The organism is Chryseobacterium sp. 22458 (genome assembly GCF_052044975.1).
In the GTDB taxonomy this organism is placed as follows: Bacteria; Bacteroidota; Bacteroidia; order Flavobacteriales; family Weeksellaceae; genus Chryseobacterium.
Window position 1 is genome coordinate 174,690 of record NZ_JBQEOA010000005.1, and the last position, 23,093, is coordinate 197,782.

24 protein-coding genes are annotated in these 23,093 nt (G+C 37.1%); 12 read left to right on the forward strand and 12 right to left on the reverse strand.

What is annotated here, in order from left to right; genetic code table 11:
• Positions 1-48 precede the first annotated feature (48 nt).
• The 5 genes from ACTJJF_RS18220 to ACTJJF_RS18240 all read right to left on the reverse strand — a co-directional run bounded on the left by ACTJJF_RS18220 (position 49) and on the right by ACTJJF_RS18240 (position 4,358).
• A complete protein-coding gene (locus tag ACTJJF_RS18220; protein WP_312298822.1) occupies positions 49-561 on the reverse strand; it encodes an NUDIX hydrolase in 513 nt (170 codons plus the stop codon).
• A gap of 40 nt (positions 562-601) precedes the next feature.
• Complete coding sequence (gene xerD / locus ACTJJF_RS18225) at positions 602-1,516, reverse strand: site-specific tyrosine recombinase XerD (protein WP_312298819.1); 915 nt, start codon at positions 1,514-1,516, stop codon at positions 602-604.
• A gap of 6 nt (positions 1,517-1,522) precedes the next feature.
• Positions 1,523-1,945, reverse strand: a complete 423-nt coding sequence (locus tag ACTJJF_RS18230) for a deoxycytidylate deaminase (RefSeq protein WP_065396442.1) — start codon at positions 1,943-1,945, stop codon at positions 1,523-1,525.
• A gap of 52 nt (positions 1,946-1,997) precedes the next feature.
• Positions 1,998-2,765: an enoyl-CoA hydratase/isomerase family protein gene (locus tag ACTJJF_RS18235; RefSeq protein ID WP_440700572.1), complete on the reverse strand. Its 768-nt coding sequence runs from the start codon at positions 2,763-2,765 to the stop codon at positions 1,998-2,000.
• A gap of 105 nt (positions 2,766-2,870) precedes the next feature.
• Positions 2,871-4,358 (reverse strand): catalase, encoded by a 1,488-nt coding sequence (locus ACTJJF_RS18240; RefSeq protein WP_440700573.1) that lies wholly within the window; start codon positions 4,356-4,358, stop codon positions 2,871-2,873.
• A gap of 131 nt (positions 4,359-4,489) precedes the next feature.
• Here ACTJJF_RS18240 and ACTJJF_RS18245 point away from each other — a divergent pair, with 131 nt between their 5' ends.
• The 9 genes from ACTJJF_RS18245 (at position 4,490) to ACTJJF_RS18285 (ending at position 12,250) form a co-directional block, all read left to right on the forward strand.
• Entirely contained in the window at positions 4,490-5,440 is a 951-nt protein-coding gene (locus ACTJJF_RS18245; protein WP_065396444.1) for a LysR substrate-binding domain-containing protein, read from the forward strand.
• A gap of 235 nt (positions 5,441-5,675) precedes the next feature.
• A complete protein-coding gene (gene metK / locus ACTJJF_RS18250; RefSeq protein WP_440700574.1) occupies positions 5,676-6,956 on the forward strand; it encodes a methionine adenosyltransferase in 1,281 nt (426 codons plus the stop codon).
• Positions 6,957-7,039: 83 nt separating this feature from the next.
• Positions 7,040-7,531 carry a hypothetical protein gene (locus ACTJJF_RS18255; RefSeq protein WP_440700575.1) on the forward strand — a complete coding sequence of 164 codons (492 nt, stop codon included), beginning with the start codon at positions 7,040-7,042 and terminating at the stop codon, positions 7,529-7,531.
• A gap of 196 nt (positions 7,532-7,727) precedes the next feature.
• Entirely contained in the window at positions 7,728-8,318 is a 591-nt protein-coding gene (locus ACTJJF_RS18260; protein WP_065400949.1) for an RNA polymerase sigma factor, read from the forward strand.
• A 202-nt stretch (positions 8,319-8,520) separates the two neighbouring features.
• Entirely contained in the window at positions 8,521-9,216 is a 696-nt protein-coding gene (locus tag ACTJJF_RS18265; RefSeq protein ID WP_312298798.1) for a YjjG family noncanonical pyrimidine nucleotidase, read from the forward strand.
• A 188-nt stretch (positions 9,217-9,404) separates the two neighbouring features.
• Positions 9,405-9,854, forward strand: a complete 450-nt coding sequence (locus tag ACTJJF_RS18270) for a PepSY-like domain-containing protein (protein ID WP_312298795.1) — start codon at positions 9,405-9,407, stop codon at positions 9,852-9,854.
• Between the two features lie 34 nt (positions 9,855-9,888).
• Positions 9,889-10,095 (forward strand): hypothetical protein, encoded by a 207-nt coding sequence (locus ACTJJF_RS18275; RefSeq protein ID WP_440700576.1) that lies wholly within the window; start codon positions 9,889-9,891, stop codon positions 10,093-10,095.
• Between the two features lie 197 nt (positions 10,096-10,292).
• Entirely contained in the window at positions 10,293-10,964 is a 672-nt protein-coding gene (locus ACTJJF_RS18280) for a response regulator transcription factor (protein WP_312298791.1), read from the forward strand.
• Positions 10,964-12,250, forward strand: coding sequence for a sensor histidine kinase (locus ACTJJF_RS18285; protein ID WP_440700577.1), 1,287 nt, complete (start codon positions 10,964-10,966; stop codon positions 12,248-12,250). Before ACTJJF_RS18280 ends, ACTJJF_RS18285 begins: the two co-directional genes overlap by 1 nt.
• 107 nt (positions 12,251-12,357) lie before the next feature.
• Here ACTJJF_RS18285 and trpS read toward each other — a convergent pair whose 3' ends face one another.
• From trpS to ileS, 7 genes are all read right to left on the reverse strand, one after another.
• Positions 12,358-13,326 (reverse strand): tryptophan--tRNA ligase, encoded by a 969-nt coding sequence (gene trpS, locus ACTJJF_RS18290; protein ID WP_440700578.1) that lies wholly within the window; start codon positions 13,324-13,326, stop codon positions 12,358-12,360.
• A 241-nt stretch (positions 13,327-13,567) separates the two neighbouring features.
• Positions 13,568-14,212 carry a SanA/YdcF family protein gene (locus ACTJJF_RS18295; protein ID WP_440700579.1) on the reverse strand — a complete coding sequence of 215 codons (645 nt, stop codon included), beginning with the start codon at positions 14,210-14,212 and terminating at the stop codon, positions 13,568-13,570.
• A 15-nt stretch (positions 14,213-14,227) separates the two neighbouring features.
• Positions 14,228-14,866, reverse strand: a complete 639-nt coding sequence (locus tag ACTJJF_RS18300) for a lipoprotein signal peptidase (protein ID WP_312298781.1) — start codon at positions 14,864-14,866, stop codon at positions 14,228-14,230.
• Positions 14,866-15,060, reverse strand: a complete 195-nt coding sequence (locus ACTJJF_RS18305) for a DUF2683 family protein (protein WP_440700580.1) — start codon at positions 15,058-15,060, stop codon at positions 14,866-14,868. The genes ACTJJF_RS18300 and ACTJJF_RS18305 overlap by 1 nt, the downstream gene beginning before the upstream one ends.
• Before the next feature lie 16 nt (positions 15,061-15,076).
• A complete protein-coding gene (locus ACTJJF_RS18310) occupies positions 15,077-15,322 on the reverse strand; it encodes a DUF6576 domain-containing protein (RefSeq protein ID WP_312298777.1) in 246 nt (81 codons plus the stop codon).
• Positions 15,323-15,401: 79 nt separating this feature from the next.
• Complete coding sequence (locus ACTJJF_RS18315) at positions 15,402-15,782, reverse strand: TraR/DksA family transcriptional regulator (protein ID WP_045501318.1); 381 nt, start codon at positions 15,780-15,782, stop codon at positions 15,402-15,404.
• A gap of 58 nt (positions 15,783-15,840) precedes the next feature.
• Positions 15,841-19,236: an isoleucine--tRNA ligase gene (gene ileS / locus ACTJJF_RS18320; RefSeq protein ID WP_440700581.1), complete on the reverse strand. Its 3,396-nt coding sequence runs from the start codon at positions 19,234-19,236 to the stop codon at positions 15,841-15,843.
• 457 nt (positions 19,237-19,693) lie between these two features.
• Between ileS and ACTJJF_RS18325 the strand changes: the two genes are divergently transcribed.
• The 3 genes from ACTJJF_RS18325 (at position 19,694) to ACTJJF_RS18335 (ending at position 23,085) form a co-directional block, all read left to right on the forward strand.
• Entirely contained in the window at positions 19,694-21,382 is a 1,689-nt protein-coding gene (locus ACTJJF_RS18325; protein WP_440700582.1) for a M23 family metallopeptidase, read from the forward strand.
• 78 nt (positions 21,383-21,460) lie between these two features.
• Positions 21,461-22,753 carry a phenylacetate--CoA ligase family protein gene (locus tag ACTJJF_RS18330; RefSeq protein WP_440700583.1) on the forward strand — a complete coding sequence of 431 codons (1,293 nt, stop codon included), beginning with the start codon at positions 21,461-21,463 and terminating at the stop codon, positions 22,751-22,753.
• A gap of 71 nt (positions 22,754-22,824) precedes the next feature.
• A complete protein-coding gene (locus ACTJJF_RS18335) occupies positions 22,825-23,085 on the forward strand; it encodes a hypothetical protein (protein ID WP_440700584.1) in 261 nt (86 codons plus the stop codon).
• Positions 23,086-23,093 lie beyond the last annotated feature (8 nt).

Here is a 23,093-nt window from a genome sequence, read left to right on the forward strand (position 1 = left end):
AAAAAATCCCGCAAACCTTCAGGTTTGCGGGAGAATATTGTATAGAAATTATTTCTTTATATACCCTTCAAAAAATCTTCTCTGAGAATCAAAAGCTATATCTTCAAGATTAAGATCCTGCAATGGGATCCATACTGCTTCTGAGATCTCTGAAAGTTCAAGATTAACTTCGAACTTTTCCATAACATTGTACTCATAAAAGAGATCAATCGTATTATAATCAATTTCCTTATACTGATAGATGTTTGGAAGACTGGTAAGGTACTTCAGATTCGAAATATCGATATCCAGCTGCAGCTCTTCAAAAAGCTCCCTTTTACAGGTTTCTTCAGCACTTTCCTTAGGATCAACAAATCCTCCGGCCAGATCGAGTTTCCCTTTTTTAGGGTCTCTGTTTCTGCGTGTAAGATAGATTTCGTCACCACATCTGATGACAACTGCTACAGCGCCTGCCACATTGTTGTACAGGGTAAAACCGCACTCAGGACAGCTCCATTTTTTTTCACCGTCCCAGTGTAAAGATTCTTTGCCACAGCTTGGGCAATATTTCAATAATTTCATTTTTTATAATTATTTCCCAAAGATAAGATGAAACTTCATCCTATTGGGCAATATTGATATTTCTCGGGTGATAATTTAAAATTACATCCCGTAGCTCTTCTGTTTTAAGGTGTGTATAGATCTCCGTAGTTGTAATACTGGAGTGTCCCAGCATTTCCTGGATATAACGCAGATCAGCACCATTCTGCAGCAAATGTGTAGCAAAAGAATGTCTGAAAGTATGCGGAGATATCTTTTTGTTGACACCTGCTTTGTCTGTAAGCTCTTTGATTATAAGAAATACGATCACTCTGGACATGGAAGTCCCACGGCTGTTCAGAAACAGGGTGTCTTCATATTTCTTGTTGATTTTACCTTTGGAGCGTACCTCTTTGATATAGCTGTCCAGAAGTTCAGCTGTATAGTCTGCTAAAGGAACAAAGCGGGTTTTGTTTCCTTTCCCGTGTACCTTTATGTATTGCTCCTTGAAATTGATATTGGATATCTTCAGATCGATAAGTTCAGACACACGAAGTCCGCAACCATACAGTACCTCAATAATGCATTGGTTTCTTTTTCCGAGATCCGTATTAACCTCAATGGCCGCAATAATTTTGTTGATATCAGGAAGGCTTAAGGTATCAGGTAAGTAGAGTCCTAATTTGGGGCCTTCAAGTAGCGCTGCAGGGTTGTCTTCACGGTATTCATCCTCCAGCAGAAATTTGAAGAAGGCCTTGATGGAAGATATCCACCTTGCCTGTGATCGCTCACTGAATTTCTGTTTGGAAAGATTGAAGATATACTCCTGCAGGTTTTCATAACCTATAGAATCCGGACCGACGTTTTCCAGATCCTCTTCTGCGTAATCTTTTAATTTTCTAATATCCCGAACGTAAGCGTCGAGAGTGTTTTCTGAAAAATTTCTTTCGAAACGAAGAAATATTTCAAAATCTTTGATCTTTTCATCCCAAGTCATTTGTGCTTATTTTTTTAGTTCACAGTCCGATATTTGTTCTATTTCAATATTATGGTTTCTCAGGAACGATATCCCATCGTCATCCGAATACTCATTGATATACACCAGCCTTGTAATACCTGCCTGTAAGATCAGCTTGCTGCATTCCTTACATGGTGATAACGTCAGATATAACGTTGCCCCTTTTGCAGATTGTGTGGAAGCTGCCAGCTTCAATATAGCGTTGGCTTCCGCATGTAATACATACCAGTGTGTTTTTCCCTCTCCATCTTCACAGCAGTTTTCGAATCCCATAGGAGTTCCGTTGTAACCATCTGAAATAATCATCCTATCTTTTACGATAAGAGCTCCTACCTGTTTTCTCTTACAGTAGGATAGTTTTGCCCATTCCTGGGCCATTTTTAGATAAGCTTTATCAAACTTATTCATACCGCAGCATCAGTTTTTTTTCGAAATAATTTGGATTAAAAGTTTTGAAAGATCAGAAGTTCGGCTTTCGTTTCTCAAGGAAAGCAGTTACTCCTTCTTTCTTATCGTCCATTTCAAAAAGCTCCCCGAAATACTTGATTTCAGTTTCGAAACCTTTATCCGTGTCAGATAAATTTACGGCATTAATTGCCTTGGATATTGCCATTGGTGAATTGTAGGCAATAGTACTCGCTAATTCTTTCGTTTTGGTTAATAATTCTTCAATAGGGTATACTTCATTCACCAGGCCGATTTCTTTTGCTTTTTGAGCAGGAATCATTTTGGCAGAGAAGATCATTTCGTTGGCAATACCTTTTCCTACAAGCTTCGGAAGCCTTTGAGTTCCTCCGTATCCCGGGATCAGTCCCAGTGTTACTTCAGGAAGTCCTAATCTGGCGTTTTCCGATGCATATCTGATGTGGCATGCCATGGCAAGCTCTAAACCTCCGCCCAATGCAAAACCGTTTACGGCTGCAATGACAGGTTTAGACATATTTTCAATTTTGTTGAACAAAGTGTTCTGTCCGTTTCTTGCAAGTTCTTCAGCTTTTTCCTGTCCGAAATCACTGAATTCTTTAATGTCAGCACCTGCTACAAAGGATTTTTCTCCACTCCCTGTAAGGATAATAACTCTACAGGAGCTGTCGGAATCAAGCTCATCCAGAGCGGCACTGATATCCTGAATTGTTTTGGCGTTTAGGGCGTTTAAACTTTCAGGTCTGTTTATTGTAATGATAGATAATTTATCTTCTTTTTTTAATAATATATTTTCGTAACTCATTTTTCCACTTTAAAATATCATCCTTTGCAAATTATGAATTTTTTACAAAAAAAAGGAAAAAATATTATTTTTTTTTCCTTTTTTTTAATTTATTGTTCAATATGATTATTTGGAATGATTCATCATATTTGCATCAATATTGATGTTTAGTTGTGAAGCTACTTTCATGCCAAGCTCAATGTTAGCCCGGAAAAAGTGGCATAACTGCCGGTTGATTATTTCATCTTTTTTCGGTCCGGTAATGCCTTTCATACTTCCTACAATATTTTGGATCAGATGATCTCTGTCTTCAGCATTCATGGCTTTTGAATAAAGAAGTCCCGGTTGGGTATAATGATCACTGTCATTTTCATTCCTGTTGTAATTGGCTACATGAGCACTGTCTAGCTCATATTCATAGTTTTTATAGGCAGAATCCGGTGTGATCTCATCAAAGCTGTTGGGATAGTAATTCGGTTTGTCCTGATAATGGCTTGAATCTGCCATATATCCGTCTCTCTGATAATTATTGACTGCAAAAGGACATCTGTTCACTTCAAGTTGGTGAGAATTGACACCTACTCTGTATCGGTGTGCGTCAGGATAAGAGAACAATCTTCCCTGAAGCATTTTATCCGGTGAAAAGCTGATTCCGTTGATCAGGCTGCTTGGTGAGAAAGTTGATTGCTCAACATGTGCAAAATAATTGACAGGAACTTCATTCAGTTCCATTTCTCCCACTTCAATTAACGGGAAATCATCATGGAACCATACTTTGGTTACATCAAACGGATTCCATCTGAAGTCTTTCGCCTGCTCTTCCGTCATCACCTGGATGTACATTGTCCATTTCGGAAAATCTCCATTTTCAATAGCATTGCAAAGGTCTTCCTGTGCAAAATCAGGATTTTCTCCTGCCATTTTTACAGCCTCTTCATCTGTGAAGTTTTTCACTCCCTGTTTGGTTTTGAAATGGAACTTCACCCATACTCTTTCATTACTATCATTGATCATAGAGAAAGTATGAGATCCGAAGCCATGCATATGTCTGTAGCCATAGGGAGTTCCTCTGTCTGACATTAATATGAGAACCTGGTGGAGAGACTCTGGATTTAGGCTCCAGAAATCCCACATCATGGTAGCATTTTTCAGATTGGTCTTCGGTACTCTTTTCTGGGTGTGAATAAAATCCGGGAATTTTTTGGCATCCTTAATGAAGAATACCGGAGTATTGTTTCCTACAAGATCCCAGTTACCGTCTTCAGTATAAAACTTCAGGGCAAAACCTCTTGGGTCTCTTGCGGTATCTGCGCTCCCTTTTTCGCCTCCCACCGTAGAGAATCTTGCAAACATTCTGCAGGAGTTTCCCACTTTTGAAAACAGTTTTGCTTTCGTATACCGGCTGATATCATGGGTTACGGTAAAGGTTCCGTAGGCTCCGCTTCCTTTGGCATGTACAATTCTTTCAGGAATTCTTTCCCTAACGAAATGTGCAAGATTTTCCTGTAGAACAAAGTCCTGCAGCAATACCGGGCCTCTTGGTCCTACCGTCTGGGAATCCTGATGCTCAAAATAAGGTGCGCCGTTACTTAACGTTAATTTTTTAGAATCCATATAATTGATGATTTGAATAATTGATTTCTTTTTTTAATCCAAGTGTAAAGGTAGTGAATATCAAATTTACTTGAATTTTTAATTGCTAATAGCAAAAACGTTATATCTTTGTAATAGATAATATTAATCAAATGAACATTCAGCAACTGGAGTATCTTATCGCTGTAGATAAGTATAAACATTTTGGAAAAGCAGCTCAGGCCTGCTTCATTACCCAACCTACGTTAAGTGCCATGATACAGAAATTTGAGGATGAACTGGATGTGAAAGTTTTTGACAGAACCACTCACCCGATCCGTACCACAGATGTTGGTCTTCAGATTATTGATCAGGCTAAGGTGATCATAGAATCTGTCAATGAGCTGAAAAACAAAGCCAACCTTTTGAATAATATTTTAGGAGGAACCATCAATCTGGGAATCATTCCTACTGTTTCTTCTTTCATTCTGCCAACGGAAATTTTCAAATTCCTTGAAGAAAATCCGAAGATTCAGATGAATGTGAAAGAAATGACCACTGATAACATTATTAAAGCTTTGAAAGCCGGAGAATTGGATGCGGGAATTATCTCTACTCCTTATGATACCGCTGACGAGTTTTACCAGGATTTCCTTTTCAATGAAGAGCTGATGATCTATAGTTCCAATACGGAAGCGAACAAAAAGAATTCTTACATTATTCCGGAAGAACTGAATGTAGAAAAGGTATGGTTGCTGGAAGAAGGAAACTGCCTTAGAAACCAATTTGAGAATATCTGTCATCTGAAAGAAAACACCCTGAAGCCTAAGAATCTGGATTTTCTGGCATCTAATATTCAGACTTTGGTACATATGGTAGATAAAGTAGGCGGAATCAGTATTCTTCCTGAATTGGCATTAAGCCAGCTGTCTGAAGAGCAGAAGAAAAATGTTTTCAGATTCAAAAAACCTTTCCCTTACAGAGAGATCAGTATCATTTATTATAAGCCCACTTTCAAGCAGAAGATCATTGATGAGCTGTCACATTCCATCAAAAATTCTCTGGAACTTAAACTGAATTACCACGAAAGTCCGAAAGAATTTGTGAGCATAAAGCCACAGTAGCGGACTGCCTTTAAAGTGATATAAATCATTAATTTAAAGAAAATTATAATTAATAAACAAAATTTTTGAGTATTACGAAAATAGTGCTTAAATTTGCTGACGTTTATTACGAGGAAAAATTTGACCTGATTGCAACCTCTATAAAAAAATGCTAAAACAGTATTCTTTTTTCTGGGCAATTTTATTCTTATTTTTTCTTCATCACTATTTTTTAATTTAACAAACAAAGAATAATATGTCTTATTTATTTACATCTGAATCAGTTTCAGAAGGACATCCGGATAAAATCGCCGATCAAATCTCAGATGCGTTAATTGACCATTTTTTAGCATATGATAAAGATTCAAAAGTAGCATGTGAAACTCTTGTAACTACAGGACAGGTAGTATTGGCAGGAGAAGTAAAATCTGATGCTTACCTTGATGTACAGACCATTGCCAGAGAAGTAATCAACGGAATAGGATATACAAAAGGAGAATATATGTTCAATGGAGATTCATGTGGAGTGATCTCTGCAATCCATGAGCAGTCTCCAGATATCAACCAGGGTGTTGACAGAGCTGTAAATGACGGGTCTTTTGAAGCGAAAGCTAATGCACAGGGAGCAGGAGACCAGGGGATGATGTTTGGATATGCAACCAATGAAACGGCCAACTATATGCCTCTTGCATTGGATCTTGCCCACACTATTCTGAAAGAGCTTTCTGCGATCAGAAGAGAAAATAAAGAGATTACTTACCTTCGTCCTGATGCAAAAAGCCAGGTAACGATTGAATATTCTGATGACCACAAACCTATCAGAATTGATTCTATTGTAGTATCTACCCAGCACGATGACTTCGGATCAGAAGAAGAAATGCTGAACAAGATCCGTGAGGATATTAAAAATATCCTGGTTCCAAGAGTAGTTTCGCAGCAGACTGAAGAGATCAAAGCCTTATTCAATGATCAGATCAAATACCATATCAATCCGACAGGTAAATTTGTAATCGGAGGTCCTCACGGGGATACCGGTCTTACAGGAAGAAAGATCATCGTTGATACTTACGGTGGTAAAGGAGCTCACGGTGGTGGTGCATTTTCCGGAAAAGATCCGTCTAAAGTAGACAGAAGTGCCGCATACGCAACAAGACACATTGCTAAAAACCTTGTAGCAGCTGGGGTTGCTGATGAAGTTTTGGTACAGGTTTCTTATGCCATCGGGGTTGCAGAACCTTGTGGTTTATATATCAATACGTATGGAACGGCTAAAGTAGATCTTCACGATGGAGACATTGCTAAAAAAGTTTCTGCAATCTTTGATCTTAGACCTTATGCTATTGAGCAAAACCTGAAATTGAGAAACCCTATCTATCAGGAAACAGCATCTTACGGGCATATGGGTAAAGAGCATTATGTTGCTGATAAAACATTCAACAAAGGTCAGAAGAACGAGATTACATTAGAAGGTCTTGAATTCTTTACCTGGGAAAAACTAGACAAAGTAGAAGAGATTAAAGCCGCTTTTGGAATTTAATTTCTCTTTAAACAATAATAATGAACTGCTTTATCTTTGGATAAGGCAGTTTTTTTTAATTTTACACCTAAATAATATAGAAGATGATGAATTTTCGAACTGTAGTTGCTGTCCTGTCTTTATTTTTACTGAGCACATTGGTGAAAGCTCAATACACAATGCACAAAATGATCAGTGTGGGGTATACCTATCAGAATCAGAGTTTTGGTGAAGTAGGAGGTAAATTGCTTTTTCTTAAAAATGATGATGTGATTTACAGATTGGGAGGATCTGCCATGATGGGGTCTGTGGATTCCAAATTTGCTATTATGCCGAAACTTCAGGCAGATGTATTGCTGAATTTTGAAAAAAATGTAGATTTTTACCACTCTTATTATTTTTTAGCAGGGGTAGAAGGGACTAATAAATACATTGCTCCCAAGATAGGAGTCACACTTTTCGGAATGCTTGATCTTACGGGAGGATATGCTTTTCCTATCGGAAACACCCGTCTGAACGGAAAAGAAATGAAAGGTCTGAATATTAATTTTACATTAAATATCCCTACAGTGTTCATTCATGATATGTTTAAGTGATTTTTTTTAAATTTTTCTTGTGAAAATTTAATAATAGGTTAACAGTTATTAAAAAATTATTATATTTACACCATAATATAAGTGTACCGCCTATTGATGAGACTCTACTCTGAAGAACTGTTTTGTATATACAGCAAAAGCCAGATGAAATATCTGGAGGAATACCTGTCTGCAAATATTTATATTGAGAAGAGTTATGAAATCAAAATCGGATAGTTTACTAATTTCGCTTTACCAGAAAGGTGACGAGGGAGCGTTATCAACCCTTATTCACCGCCATCAGAGAGAACTGTTTACATTCATTTTTTACAAAATTAATGATGAAGATTTAGCCAACGATATTTTTCAGGATACATTCATGAAAATCATTGTAATGCTGAAAGAAGGGCGCTATAACGAAGAAGGGAAATTTATTCTTTGGGCAAAAAGAATCTCCCACAATTTAATCATTGACCATTTCAGATCCAAAGCTAAAAACATCAAAGTTTCAGAAACAACGTTTGAAACCGATGAATATTCTATTTTTGATCTGATCAGAGAGCCTTCCGAAAATATTGAAGATCAGCTGGTGACCAATCAGATTCAGGAAGATCTGCTTAAAATGCTTCAGTTTCTCCCACTCAATCAGCAAGAGGTGATCAAACTGCGTTTTTTTGACGGGTTAAGCTTCAAGGAAATTGCAGATCATACGGATATGAGTATCAACACCACTTTAGGAAGGGTAAGATATGCACTCATCAACCTGAGAAAAATCATGGATGAAAACAACATAATATTAACCAGATAAATAATATTTAGTGAAATTTCACGTTTTAAGGAAAACATACTTCGCTTATGAAAAAAAATGACTCCTTAAAAGTGAAAACTTTGAAACCTAAGAAACAAACAATTGATTTTTTGCTGAATTTTTCCAAAAGCCTTGAAATTGTGAAAAGCAAGAGCAAGAATTACCCTATTTCAAAAAATTAAAATGACTAACTTTGTGCTGTATGAAAATGCAGCACGTTTTTTTTGATCTCGATAATACATTATGGGATCATCGCAGGAATGCCTATCTTACCATCAAAGACCTTTTTGAAAAACAGGAAATCAATTCAAAGTACAATATAGACTTTGAAGAGTTTCACGCTGTTTACCATGATATCAATGAAGAGTTATGGGAAAAGATCAGAGATGGAATTATAGGCAAAGAGTATTTGAGAGAACACCGTTTTTATGATTCATTCATGCATTTCGGTGTAGATAATAAAGAGCTGTCTCTTTATTTTGAAGAGAATTTTCTGGATAATATTGTAAGTTATAATGAATTGGTAGAAGGAGCTGAAGACGTTCTGGAGTATTTAAAAGCCAAAAACTATACACTTCATATTATTTCTAACGGATTCCAGGAGGTAACGGAAAGAAAATGTACTTTGTCCGGCATTGCTCCTTATTTTAAAACCATTACCAGTGCAGATGCGGTAGGGGTAAGAAAGCCTGATCCTAAGATTTTTGAATATTCACTTGGGCTATCAGAAGCCAAGAAAGAAGAAAGTATCATGATTGGTGATGACTGGATTGCTGATGCTCTGGGAGGAAGGGATTTCGGAATGGATACCATCTTTTTTGATGTTTATAAAGAAGATAAAAAAGAAGCAGGATTAAAGGCCATTACTCATCTTCAGCAGATTAAGGAATATTTATAAAATATAAGACCAAGTCTGACAGAAAGCCATTAAGTTTATCTTGATGGCTTTTTGCTTTTAAAAATCGGATGTAAAAATGTACCTGTGAATCTATGGTTATTCTCGGTTCTATAAATTAAGCTTTCCCAATTCTTTCCCAAATTGATCCTGAACTTTGCTCCATAATCATAACAGAAAAATTTAATATTATGAAAAATGTAAAGAAAATCACAGGAGTATTTATTTTAATTTTCTTATTAGCAGGAGGTTTGGTCTTTGCACAAGACAGGGCAATACATCCGAATCAACTGCCCAAAACAGCTAAAAATTTCCTTGCAGCCCATTTTAAAGGAATTCCTGTAAGTTCTGCGATAGAAGACAGAGAGATCTACGGAATAGATGAATATAAAGTCTATCTGAATAACGGGATGAAAATGGAGTTTGACAGTAACGGAAGCTGGAAAGAAGTGGATGGAAAACATCAGAAAGTACCTTACGGCTTTATTCCCGCATCTATCAGAAATTATACAGCCAGAAATTTCCCGAATACATATATCACCAAGATCGAAAAAAAGAGATGGTCTTATAAAGCTGAGCTTTCCAACGGGTTGGAACTTGAGTTTGACAGAAACGGAAATTTTAAAAAAATTGATGATTAATCCATCATTATTATTTAACAAAAAAATCAGTATTATGGTTAACAGGAATTTAATAAGAAGCAACGAAGGAAATATTTTTTCCCGGGAGATCAGAAAAAGTATTGTGTCTTTTATGACAATGCATCATCCATGCAGTGTAGTCAATTCTGTTGAAAAGAAATATAACGCTTACAAAATACATCTGATGGATGGCTTATGCCTTATTTTCGATACTGAGGGGCGGTATGTGAGAACAAATTAATTAATATGAAAGAAAGTTGGAGAAGTGAAGCTGAAGGCTATCTGTGCATTGTAGATATTCTTTGTGTATTGTACCATATTGTCTTATTATTACTCATTTTTTCTTAAGTGTTTGGCTTAGCTTCCTTTCTGAATTCCTCCGTAATTTTATATATTTGATATACGTTATTTCACTTGGCAGACCTATAAACAGCAGATATGAAGATTTTAATAGTAGAAGATGAGCCGGAATTAAAGGATACGGTACAGAAGTTTCTGGAAGGGGAGCATTTTATTGTAGAGTATGCCCCTGATTACCGTTCCGGGCTGGACAAGATTATTTCTTATGAATATGACTGCATTCTTCTGGATATTATGCTGCCTGACGGAAACGGAATCGATCTTCTGAAAGAGATCAAAAAAATGCATAAAAAAGATCCTGTGATCATACTTTCTGCCAAAGATTCGGTGGATGATAAAGTAGAGGGACTGGAAATAGGAGCAGATGATTATCTGGCAAAACCTTTTCACCTTGCAGAGCTTATGGCCAGAATTAAATCTGTGATCAGAAGAAATCAACAGGACGGTGAAAATATTCTTGTCTATAAAAACATAAGCATTGATCCGGATAACAGAACCGTGAAGGTAGGAAAGGAGGAGCTGATCCTGAACCGGAAAGAATATGATCTTCTGTATTACTTCGTGATTCATCCGGAAAAAACACTGCAGAAAACAACCCTGGCCGAGGCAATCTGGGGTGACTATATTGATCAGTCTGACAGTCTGGATTTTATTTACTCACAGATCAAAAATCTTCGTAAAAAGTTAAAAGCACTGAATTCTGAAGCCGACTTCCAGGCAGTATACGGAATAGGATATAAATTTGTCTGATGAAAGTTTCGTTAAAATATTACACCATCAAATACCTGATCATGATCCTGCTGCTGATTATTGCAGTATGGGCTGGTCTCTTTTATGCCTATATCCTGGATGAAGTGCATGATAATGTGGATGACGGCTTACGGGATCGGAAAATACAGATCATTAAAGCGGTTTACCTCAATCCTCAGCTGCTGAAGAATAATGAGTTCGGATTTAATGAATTTAAGATTATTCCTATAACGCCTGAAAAATATCAGAACAAAAGCAGACTCTATAATAAGATGTATTATATGGAGTATGATGATAAGGACCAGCCTTACAGAGTGCTTGAAGCCGATTTTATCGATCAGTATAAAAACCATCAACGTCTTGTCATCAGAACTTCCACAGTAGAAGAAGATGAGCTGATCTATGATCTTACCACAGCATTGATTGTTCTTTATCTGCTTCTGGTGATCAGTATTGTGGTGGTGAACGGATACCTCCTCAATAAGGCGATGCGTCCGTTTTATAAGATTCTTGATAAGCTTAAAAAATATCAGTTCGGGATATCTGCCAGTGAGCAGGAACAGAATTATCTGATTAAAGAATTTGATGAACTGAATGTGGAGATTAATGAAATGATTGAGCGTAATGAGCTTGTATTCTACCAGCAGAAACAGTTTATTGAAAACGCATCCCACGAACTTCAGACTCCTCTGGCAATCGTCATCAATAAGATAGACCTGCAAATTCAAAACGAAGAACTTGATGAAAAGAACATGAACTTACTTTCTGAAATCAAAAATGACCTACGAAGGATGGTAGGGCTGAACAAATCTTTATTAATGCTTTCCAAAATAGAAAACAGCCAGTTTAATAAAACTTCCGGGGTAGATTTCAATGCGATGATTACTAAGCTGGTTCAGAACTATGAAGACTTTATTGAGTTTAAAAAAGTACAGGTCAACATTATAGAAAAAGGATATTTTATAGCAGATTTTAATCAGGATCTTGCAGATATTATGCTTTCTAACCTTCTGAAAAATGCAGTGAAATATAACAATGAGGAAGGAACTTTAAATATCATGATTGAAAATGACAGACTTATATTCCAAAACAGCGGGGTACCTGTAGCTTTAGATAAATCCCGGATTTTTAACCGTTTCTACAAGCAGGGGTCGGATCATACCTCTACCGGCCTGGGACTTTCTATCATCAAAACCATCATCAAGCAGTATCCCGGCTGGGAGACCAGCTATGAATTTGAAAATCAGATGCATTATTTCATTCTTACGAAGAATACACCTCAATAAGAACTCGTGCATCAGTGGCAAAAATTCTTTACTAGTCTAAGTTTGTAACCAAAAAATAACGGCTACCTCAAATGAGATAGCCGTTTTCTTGTATATAAAACTCAGTATTAAAATCCTAAGCTTGTTCTTACTCTTTTTAGAGTTTCCAGAGCAATTGGCCTTGTTTTTTCAGCTCCCTGCTGTAGTTTCGCCTCCAGCTCTTCAAGATTATTCATATAGTAATTGAAAATCTCTCTTTCTTTTTCAAAACGAGTCAGAATCAGATCCAGAAGCTCCTTTTTAGCGTGTCCGTATCCGAAATTTCCGGCAAGGTACTTTGCTCTTAATTCCTCAGTTTGTTCAGGAGTAGCAATCAGCTGATAAATCGCAAAAACTTTATCCGTTTCAGGATCCTTAGGATCTTCTAAAGCTTTGGAATCCGTTTCGATGCTCATGACCTGTTTTTTCAGTTCCTTTTCAGGTAAGAAAATATTAATGATATTTCCTCTTGATTTTGACATCTTCTGACCGTCTGTTCCGGGAACATATTTTGTGTCTTCCTGAAGTTCAGATTGTGGCAATACTAGAATTTCACCCATCTGGTTGTTGAACCTTGAAGCTACATCTCTGGCAAATTCCAGATGCTGAAGCTGATCTTTTCCTACAGGAACAATCTCAGCATCATATAATAAAATATCTGCTGCCATTAGAATAGGATAGGTAAACAAACCTGCATTCACATCCTGAAGACGGTCTGCTTTATCCTTAAATGAGTGCGCTAACGTTAATCTTTGATAAGGAAAAAAACAAGATAAATGCCAAGATAGTTCACAGGTTTCAGCGATATCACTTTGTCTGTAGAAGAATGTTTTTTCAGTATCTAATCCACAAGCAAGCCAAGCCGCAGCAATCTCGTAGGTATTTTGTCTTAAAGTCTGCGCATCTTTAATCTGGGTAAGTGTGTGAAGATTCGCAATAAATAAAAATGATTCATTTCCTTCCTGCTTGGATAGTTCGATAGCAGGAATAATGGCCCCAAGAAGATTTCCAAGATGGGGTGTTCCGGTGGCTTGAATGCCGGTAAGAATTCTTGACATTTGTTTAAAATTTATATTTAAAAATTAATGAATTGCAAATTTACAAGGTTTAACGGGAATAATGAATGAAAAAGATCAAAAGATTGTTCTCAAGCCTTCAATATATGCCTGGCTGTATCAATAGAGGTGGGCTTTAGCCCACCATGCAATAAGAAACAATCTATTGGCTTTAGCCTAAACCTAGTTATAATCTCTCTTAGATTCAAAAGATTTCGCAGATTTTTATCTGTGTTTAAAAATATTAAGGAATAACAATCTTTTCTCCTCCAAATTTTGGTTCTACCCCAAACACTAAATCCCAATAGGCTTTAGCTTTAGCAAGATATTCACGTAAATTAGTCTTTAAACCCGCATATTTATTCACATCTTCCGCATTATATCCAAAGGCTTCCATACCGTTTTTTTTGGCCAAAAATACGGCTCTTTCATTATGAAACTTCTGGGATATAATTACCAGTCGGGTTTGTCCAAAGATCTCTTTTGCCCGTATCACAGAATCCAATGTACGGAAACCGGCATGATCCAGTATGATCTTATTCTGCGGAACTCCCTGCTGCACTAATGCTGTCTGCATGTCTTCAGGTTCATTATAGTTTTTGGTACTGTTGTCACCACTTACGATAATGTACTGTACCTTTCCGCTCTTGTATAAATCTGCAGCAGCCTTGATCCTGTTATCGAAATAAGCATTGGGCATACCGTTGCTCAGTACTTTACCTGTTCCAAGCAATAATGCTGTCTTGGCCTCCGGTACATCAGTTATACTGTAAGATACAAATGGAGCACTTTCTTTTTTAATGCTGTAGTTGGCCCACGCAATAAAAATAATTCCTGCAACCAGAAGAAGCAGGAAAAATTTAAAAATATTTTTAATTGTTTTTTTCATCTGAAAATAGATCTTTTAAAATTCAAGTCCATTTGGAAAAGCCTTTTTTCTGAAGATTAACAGGAAAGCAGCGCCTACGGTAATGGCAGAATCAGCAACATTGAAGATATATTTAAAGAATTCAAGATGCTTTCCTCCTATTAAAGGCCAGCTGTCCGGAACGTACCAGTCTACCAGTGGGAAGTGAAGCATATCTACTACGCAGCCCTTCATGAAGGTAGAGTAGCCTTGCCCGAAAGGCACAAGCTTTGAAGTTCCGCCGTAACCGAGCCATCTGTCAATACTCGGGTCATAAATTGTTCCGCTGTCAAAGATCATCCCATAGAACATTCCGTCTATAAGGTTTCCGATTGCCCCGGCAAAAATAACTGCCATCGGAATCAGAAGATAGTTGGATGCCCCTTCTTTTAACCATTTTCTAAACATATAAACCATTCCTCCGATCAGGAAAATTCTTAGAATGACAAGAAAATATTTTCCAATGATTCCTCCAAAGTGGAACCCGTAAGCCATTCCCGGATTTTCTACAAAAGTCAGTTTGAAACCGGGGAAAACAGAAACACTGTCGTCCAGGTTAAAATGGGTTTTAATATAAATTTTTGAAGCCTGGTCTATCAACAATACCAAAAAGGTTATAGCTAAGATCTTTTTCATTACTGCCCTTTAGGTTTTGACGGTTTTGAAGCCAGCTTTACATTTTTGGTATCGCTGGCTTTTTTGACTACTTTCTGTCCGTTATACGAGCTTTTAACATGAGCTTTTTCAAATTTAATGCCCATTTCTTTCAGTACGCTTTTCAGAGCACTAAGTTCCATAGAATTTTTAGGATGTACTATGATAGATTCCATTTCTTATATTTAATAATTACATTTTGGACAATTCGTCAAGTCGCTTTCTGTCTTTTGCTGATAAATCACTGACTCCGTTTTTGCCCATCTTACTCAAAAGTCTGTCTATTTCTTTCTCCCGTTCACGTTTATCAGAATTAAACTGATCATCGATGGTATAGTTGGTATGTTTCTTTGGGAAGAACCTGTTTCTGATCCATTCCCTGTTGAAGAATGCCAAAACTATTGCAACAATGATGATTAAAATGAATACTTCGCTCATGGGTATACATTAAAAATTAGGTTTATAAAGTATCCGTAAATACGATATAAACCCAATATTATTTGAACAAACCTTACGGCTATTTCTGCATATTTTTCGCTTCGATGCTCAGCGTAGCGTGAGGAACGGCTAAAAGTCTTTCCTTAGGAATCAGCTTCCCTGTTACTCTGCAAACACCGTACGTTTTGTTTTCGATTCTGATTAAGGCATTCTTAAGATCACGCACGAATTTTTCCTGTCTTCCGGCCAAAATAGAGTTCTGCTCTTTACTCAGCGTTTCTGCTCCTTCTTCAAATGCTTTGAAGGTAGGTGAAGTATCATCCGTCCCGTTATTCTGGTCATTGATGAAACTTTCTCTGATCAGCTGAAGATCTTTTTCCGCTTTTTCTATTTTTTCTTTAATGATCGCTCTAAATTCCTGTAAATCAGCATCGCTGTATCTAACTCTTTCGTCTGACATATTCTTTCTCTTTTTTAATAAAATTATGAAATGGAATTTGAAATACAATAACTACATGTTAATTTTTTTCAATATTTATCTTAAAATTAACCTCATCAATTTCGATTTCGTTAAAATTTGAAAGTGAAGATACAATTTCTATTTTATTTGACAAGACTTCAGAAGAAATATATTCCTCATTTTTCTTAATCTCATTTAAGAAAGGTGAGCTTTCTTCCAATGTGATTGAAATTCTGTCAGTCAATTCAAAATCTTTATCTTTTCGCAGGTTTTGAATCCTGTTGATGAACTCTCTTGCGATACCTTCAGACTTTAACTCATCGGTTAACGTCAAATCTAATGCCACAGTTGTTTTTCCATCAGAAGTTACCGTCCATCCAGGGATATCTTTTGTAGAAATTTCTACATCATCAACGGTAATTTCATAGCCCTGAACGTCAAGTTTTCCTTCTTTTTCAAGAGCGGCAATCTGTTCTGTGGTAAGATTGCTGATCTCAGCACCCACTACTTTCATATCTTTTCCTAGTTTAGGACCAAGAGCTTTGAAGTTAGGCTTTATCTGTTTTACAATTAAATGAGAGGCTTCTTCAGCATTAATTAATTGTAATTCTTTCACGTTCACTTCCTGTTTGATCAGATCTGCAACGGCAAGAATCTGCTCTTCTGTCTTAGCATCCAGTACAGGAATCAATACTTTTTGTAACGGCTGACGAACTTTTACATTTTCCTTCTTTCTCAAAGAGAAAACCATACTTGTAATGTTCTGGGCCAAATGCGTTTTCTCAACCAGATCCTGATCAATTAAGCTTTCATCAGCTACCGGGAAGTCTGTAAGGTGTACAGATTCACAGTTTTCTTTACCTGTTACTTTATTCAGATCCTGATACAACTGATCCATAAAGAACGGAGCAATAGGAGCAGATAATTTAGCCACTACTTCAAGACAGGTATATAAAGTCTGGTAAGCAGAGATTTTATCATCAGAATAATCTCCTTTCCAGAAACGTCTTCTGCATAGTCTTACATACCAGTTACTTAAGTTGTCATTCACGAAAGTACTGATCGCTCTTGCAACTCTTGTCGGCTCATAATCTTCATAGAATGCTTTCACTTCTTTGATCAGAAGATTAAGCTCAGAAAGAATCCATCTGTCAATTTCAGGACGGTTTTCCACTTCTTTTTCCGAATAGTTGAAGCCATCCACATTTGCATATAAAGCAAAGAATGAATAGGTATTGTAAAGTGTTCCGAAGAACTTTCTTCTTACTTCGTCAATTCCTTCAATGTCAAACTTCAGGTTTTCCCATGGGTTTGCATTAGAAATCATATACCAACGGGTAGCATCCGGGCCGTATACAGAAAGTGTTTCGAACGGATCTACAGCATTTCCTAAACGTTTTGACATTTTCTGTCCGTTCTTATCAAGAACAAGACCGTTACTCATTACATTTTTATAAGCAACAGAGTCAAATACCGCAGTTCCGATAGCGTGAAGCGTATAGAACCATCCACGGGTCTGGTCAACACCTTCTGCGATGAAATCAGCAGGGAATGCTTTATTGTTGTCGATTAATTCTTTGTTTTCAAAAGGATAATGCAATTGTGCATACGGCATAGACCCTGAATCGAACCAAACGTCGATCAAGTCACTCTCACGCTTCATTGCTTTTCCTGAATCAGAAACCAATATCACTTTGTCTACTACATTTTTGTGAAGATCCACAAGTTCATAGTTAGACTCAGCCATATTTCCGATGACGAAACCTTTGAATGGATTTTCAGTCATCAGTCCAGCTGCAATTGATTTTTCGATCTCGTTGTATAATTCTTCTACAGAACCGATGATTTTTTCTTCCTTCATATCATCTGTTCTCCAGATTGGCAACGGAATACCCCAATATCTTGAACGGGAAAGGTTCCAGTCGTTTACATTTTCCAGCCAGTTGGCAAAACGTCCTTCTCCGGTAGCTTTTGGCTTCCAGTTGATTTCTTTGTTCAGATTAACCAGTCTGTCTTTTACAGCAGTCATTTTCACAAACCATGAATCAAGCGGATAGTACAATACCGGCTTATCTGTTCTCCAGCAGTGTGGATATGAGTGGACATATTTCTCTACTTTGAAAGCTTTGTTTTCCGTTTTCAACAGGATGGCAAGCTCTACATCCCATGATTTCTCAGGAGCTGTTCCTTCATCGTAATATTCGTTTTTGATATAAGTTCCGGAGAATACCTCAGGCACATTGTCTCCTTTGATGAATTTCCCTTGTAAATCTACCAATGGTACAAGATTGTCATTTTCATCTTTTACCAACATTGGCGGGATCTCAGGTTGAGCCATTTTAGCGACTCTCGCATCATCAGCACCAAAAGTAGGAGCTGTGTGAACGATACCTGTACCATCCTCAGTCGTTACAAAATCTCCTAAGATTACTCTGAATGCATTCTCAGGGTTATCATTTGGTGTAAACCAAGGAACTAATTGCTCATATCTTGTATCAACAAGTTTCTCTCCAGTAAATTCTTTTAGTATTCTGAAAGGAATTACTTTCGTTTCCGGAGTATAGTTGGCAAAATCTTCATCTGTACCTTCTGCATATTTTTTACCGAAAACCTTAGGTAAAAGAACACTTGATAAAACTACTGTTACAGGTTCAAAGGTATATTGATTGAAGGTTTTCACGACAACATATTCAATATCCCTACCTACAGTAAGAGCCGTATTGGATGGAAGCGTCCATGGAGTGGTCGTCCATGCAAGGATATGTACATCTCCGTCAACATCATTGAATAATGCTGAAGAGTCTTTTTTTACTCTAAACTGAGCAACTACTGTAGTATCTGAAACATCACGATACGTTCCAGGCTGGTTCAGCTCGTGAGAAGAAAGTCCTGTTCCTGCTTTCGGTGAGTAAGGCTGGATCGTGTAGCCTTTATACAACAAGCTTTTGTCATATAACTGCTTCAACAACCACCAAACCGTTTCCATGTATTTTGACTTGTACGTAATATACGGATCATCAAGGTCTACCCAATATCCGATTTTCTCTGTAAGGTTATTCCATACATCGGTATAACGCATTACCGCTTCACGACAAGCTTTGTTGTAGTCTTCAATAGAGATCTTTTTGCCAATATCTTCTTTGGTAATTCCTAATTCTTTTTCTACACCCAGTTCCACAGGAAGACCATGCGTATCCCAGCCTGCTTTACGGAAAACCTGTTTCCCGTTCTGAGTCTGGTAACGGCAGAAAATATCCTTCAATGCTCTTGCCATTACGTGGTGAATTCCAGGCATACCGTTTGCTGAAGGCGGACCTTCATAAAAAACAAACTCAGGATTTCCCTGACGAATCTCAACACTCTTATTGAAAGTTTTATTTTGTTTCCAAAATTCCGCTACATTCTCTGCTACGTCAATAAGGTTGAGGTTTTTGTATTCTTTAAATTGGCTCATTGTAAATATCTCAATATTCGTTGATTAATTAAGTCTGCAAATTTAGTGAATTTTGTCGGTTTATAAGATATGTTTTATTTAGGTAATTTCTATTAAAAAGTTCAATTTCAGAAATATAAATGGAGAAAGTGAGAAAAAGTGAATGGTGATTGGTAAATAAGTGAATTTTTCTGGGTGTATTTCATATAAAATTTAATGTGATTTATTCAATAGGAGCGAGCTTTAGCCCGCTTAAATAATAAAAAAATATCCAATGGCTTTAGCTAAAACCTAATGATCACGCAAAGTTCACAAAGATCTTATGAGTGGCTTAAAGTTGTTTGCAAAGGCGTTTCACTCAGCAGAGGGAATTTGTGATTAAGAAAACAAAGGTGATTGTAAAAGTGAATAATATCCCGCCAACCGCTTATTGGCCGGAATTTTGTACATTTAAGTAGACCTATAAACCGAATGCTGTATGAAAATCTTTTATCATCTGATGCTTTTTGTTTGTTTTATCAACACAGGCATTTTACAGGCTCAAAATAATTATCCACAAAACTATTTCCGCAATCCGTTGAATATCCCCATGCAGCTGGCAGCCAATTTTGGAGCGGTAAGAACCAATCATTTTCATATGGGGCTCGATCTGAGAACCAACAGTCAGGAAAATTTATCCGTGGTTGCAGCAGCAGATGGCTATGTGAGCCGGATTAAAGTGGAACGATACGGTTTCGGAAACGCAGTTTATATTACCCACCCCAATGGATATACCACCGTTTATGCCCACCTGAACAAATATTTTGATAAGCTTGATGAATACGTAAAAGAAAAGCAATATAAAGATGAAAAATGGGAACAGGACATCACCTTTCAGCCGGGGCAATTTCCTGTAACAAAAGGCCAGCTTATTGCTTTGAGCGGAAATACAGGAGGGTCAGCAGGGCCACATCTGCATTTCGAAATAAGAGATACCAAAACGGAAGAATGTATTAACCCTTTATTCTTTGGGTTCAATATTCCGGATAATGTTTCACCGATTATCAGCGGACTGTATTGGTATGACCGGAGATTCAGTACATATGAGCCCGGAGCAAACGCAATTACAGTTAAAAAAGCTGGAAGTACCTACACCGCAGATGTTGTCAGAGTAAATTCTCCCATGATAAGTTTCGGAATTAAGACGGTGGATAAAGCCAACCAGGGTTTCAATCTCGGGATTTATAAGGCAGAATTGCTGATGGATGGCAAACTAATCTATGGCTTTTCAATAGATAAAATAAGTTATGATGACACCCGTTATGAGAATGGCTGTATTGATTATACCAAATTCGGCAGAGATAAAATGAGTATTCAGCATTTATCTGTTTTGCCGGGGATGAAACTCCGGAATTACAGTGTACCGGATCTTACGGGAATTATCAATCTTCAGGATGAGGAAGTGCACAATATTGAAATTATTTTAAAAGATGTAAAAGGAAATACCAGCAGGCTGATTACCAAAGTCCAGCTGAGTAATTCAGGAAGTGGTATAACATCTTCAGGAAAGACCGTTTTACCTGGTGAAGGAAAAATACTTACTACTGAAAATGCAGAAATCAGCTTCAGTAAAAATGCAGTGTATGACGCTATGAATTTTAATATGTATGAAAAAAACAGTCAGGACGGAAATGCAGTTTCCAATACCATTGTTCTGCAGAATCCATACCTTCCCGTTCATGATTATTATACGTTGAAAATAAAACCGGACAGGAAGCTTACCAAAGAAGAAAAAGACAGGGCAGTAGTTGTATTTAATTATGGAAGTGATAAAGATGCCATAAAAGCAAAATGGAACGGTGATCAGGCAGAAGCACAATTCAACAGGTTAGGAACTGCAGAGTTGGTCCTGGACCGCAATTTGCCATCCGTCTCTTCAGGGTGGAAAGAAGGAACAGTTGTAAACGGAAATTCTTTACGATTAAAAGGAAGTACAAAAGTGGGGGATATTGTTTCATTCCGGGCGGAACTTGATGGGAAATGGCTGCGATTTGCCCGTATAAAAAATGATTTTGTTTATAGTTTTGATGAAAAATGCCCGAAAGGTTCAGGTTCCCATACATTAAAAGTCACCACAGTCAATACAGCAGGAAATGAGAATACTCAAACTTTTACATTCAATAGATAAATAATCTTTTAATACTTGAACCATCTTTAAACCTTTTAATTTTAATTAAATAAATTTGCCTTTTAAAAATTAAAATCATTGGAATTTCATCCGTCAATAGAGAAAGCAGATATTCAGGAAATAAAAAGATTTCAGGAAGAAAGACTTCGTGGGCTTTTGATCTATCTTGAAACCCATTCCCCTTTTTATCAGAAGCTGTTCAAAGAAAATAATATCAATATTGCTGACATTCGTATGTTGGAAGATCTTCATAAGATCCCAACCACCACAAAGAATGATCTTCAGCAGAATAATCATGATTTTTTCTGCATCACACCGGATAAAATCGTAGACTACAGTACTACTTCCGGGACCTTAGGGGATCCTGTCACTTTTGGTTTGTCAGACAGTGATCTTGAAAGGCTGGCTTACAATGAAGCTATATCTTTTGCCTGTGCAGGAATTCAGAAAGGAGATGTTGTTCAGATGATTACAACCATAGACAAACGTTTTATGGCAGGGCTTGCTTACTTTTTAGGATTAAGAAAAATGGGGGCGAGTGTTGTCAGAATGGGGCCGGGAATTCCTGAATTGCAGTGGGATTCAATCTTCAGATACAAACCTAAATATCTGATTACCGTTCCGTCATTTTTACTGAAAATGATTGATTATGCCGAAAAACACGGGTTGGATTATAAAAACTCTAGTGTTTATGGAGCTGTATGTATCGGAGAAAGTATCAAAAACCAGGATTTTACAGATAATATCCTTTCGCAGAAGATCAAAGAGAAATGGGATATAAAACTCTTTTCTACCTATGCTTCTACAGAAATGAGCACAGCCTTTACAGAATGTGAATTTCAGATAGGAGGGCACCATCATCCCGAGCTGATCATTACAGAGATTTTAGATGATGACGGAAACCCTGTGAAGGAGGGAGAAAATGGAGAGCTGACGATTACAACCCTTGGAGTGGAAACAATTCCTTTACTGAGGTTTAAAACCGGGGATCTTGTAAAAGCCCATTATGAGCCATGCCAATGCGGAAGAAATACGATGAGGCTGGGGCCGGTAGTCGGAAGAAAGCAACAAATGATTAAATACAAAGGAACAACGTTGTATCCTCCGGCTATGAACGATATTCTGAATGATTTCAACAATATTTTATGCTATCAGATCGTTATCCAGGCGAATGAAATAGGTCTTGATGAGATCATCATCAAATTGAGTACAGAATCAGAACAGGAAAGTTTTGTCAATGAGGTAAGAGATCACTTCCGTGCCAAATTGAGGGTAAGCCCTAAAATTGAAATTATAGACTTTGATATTCTGTCTAAAACCGTTTTCAATCCCAACAGCAGAAAGCCTATTACTTTTATTGATTTAAGATAATTAAATCTGAAGCAAGAAGGATAGCTGCCTTTTTTATATATCTTTGGTGGCTTAAATATTATATATACACGATGAAAAAATTATTATTGTTGCTTTATGTATCAATTGCAACTACAGCTTTTGCCCAAAATAAAATTAATTTTGAGCAGGGAAATTTTGACTTTTTAAAAGATCAAACTGAAGTAAATGTTCAATTGATATTTGATAATGCAACTTATCAGGAAAGAAACTTTACAGAAGCCCAATATCTCGAAAACAGGAAGGCAGACATTACAGCCAAAAAAAAACGAAGCTGTTTGGAAGAACTGGATTTATCAATGGGGGCAGTTTAAAAAGTCTG

Coding starts and splice junctions, on each gene's coding strand:
- ACTJJF_RS18220 (WP_312298822.1), bottom strand. CDS start 561: ATGAAATTATTGAAATATTGCCCAAGCTGTGGCAAAGAATCTTTACAC.
- xerD (WP_312298819.1), bottom strand. CDS start 1,516: ATGACTTGGGATGAAAAGATCAAAGATTTTGAAATATTTCTTCGTTTC.
- ACTJJF_RS18230 (WP_065396442.1), bottom strand. CDS start 1,945: ATGAATAAGTTTGATAAAGCTTATCTAAAAATGGCCCAGGAATGGGCA.
- ACTJJF_RS18235 (WP_440700572.1), bottom strand. CDS start 2,765: ATGAGTTACGAAAATATATTATTAAAAAAAGAAGATAAATTATCTATC.
- ACTJJF_RS18240 (WP_440700573.1), bottom strand. CDS start 4,358: ATGGATTCTAAAAAATTAACGTTAAGTAACGGCGCACCTTATTTTGAG.
- ACTJJF_RS18245 (WP_065396444.1), top strand. CDS start 4,490: ATGAACATTCAGCAACTGGAGTATCTTATCGCTGTAGATAAGTATAAA.
- metK (WP_440700574.1), top strand. CDS start 5,676: ATGTCTTATTTATTTACATCTGAATCAGTTTCAGAAGGACATCCGGAT.
- ACTJJF_RS18255 (WP_440700575.1), top strand. CDS start 7,040: ATGATGAATTTTCGAACTGTAGTTGCTGTCCTGTCTTTATTTTTACTG.
- ACTJJF_RS18260 (WP_065400949.1), top strand. CDS start 7,728: ATGAAATCAAAATCGGATAGTTTACTAATTTCGCTTTACCAGAAAGGT.
- ACTJJF_RS18265 (WP_312298798.1), top strand. CDS start 8,521: ATGAAAATGCAGCACGTTTTTTTTGATCTCGATAATACATTATGGGAT.
- ACTJJF_RS18270 (WP_312298795.1), top strand. CDS start 9,405: ATGAAAAATGTAAAGAAAATCACAGGAGTATTTATTTTAATTTTCTTA.
- ACTJJF_RS18275 (WP_440700576.1), top strand. CDS start 9,889: ATGGTTAACAGGAATTTAATAAGAAGCAACGAAGGAAATATTTTTTCC.
- ACTJJF_RS18280 (WP_312298791.1), top strand. CDS start 10,293: ATGAAGATTTTAATAGTAGAAGATGAGCCGGAATTAAAGGATACGGTA.
- ACTJJF_RS18285 (WP_440700577.1), top strand. CDS start 10,964: ATGAAAGTTTCGTTAAAATATTACACCATCAAATACCTGATCATGATC.
- trpS (WP_440700578.1), bottom strand. CDS start 13,326: ATGTCAAGAATTCTTACCGGCATTCAAGCCACCGGAACACCCCATCTT.
- ACTJJF_RS18295 (WP_440700579.1), bottom strand. CDS start 14,212: ATGAAAAAAACAATTAAAAATATTTTTAAATTTTTCCTGCTTCTTCTG.
- ACTJJF_RS18300 (WP_312298781.1), bottom strand. CDS start 14,866: ATGAAAAAGATCTTAGCTATAACCTTTTTGGTATTGTTGATAGACCAG.
- ACTJJF_RS18305 (WP_440700580.1), bottom strand. CDS start 15,060: ATGGAATCTATCATAGTACATCCTAAAAATTCTATGGAACTTAGTGCT.
- ACTJJF_RS18310 (WP_312298777.1), bottom strand. CDS start 15,322: ATGAGCGAAGTATTCATTTTAATCATCATTGTTGCAATAGTTTTGGCA.
- ACTJJF_RS18315 (WP_045501318.1), bottom strand. CDS start 15,782: ATGTCAGACGAAAGAGTTAGATACAGCGATGCTGATTTACAGGAATTT.
- ileS (WP_440700581.1), bottom strand. CDS start 19,236: ATGAGCCAATTTAAAGAATACAAAAACCTCAACCTTATTGACGTAGCA.
- ACTJJF_RS18325 (WP_440700582.1), top strand. CDS start 19,694: ATGAAAATCTTTTATCATCTGATGCTTTTTGTTTGTTTTATCAACACA.
- ACTJJF_RS18335 (WP_440700584.1), top strand. CDS start 22,825: ATGAAAAAATTATTATTGTTGCTTTATGTATCAATTGCAACTACAGCT.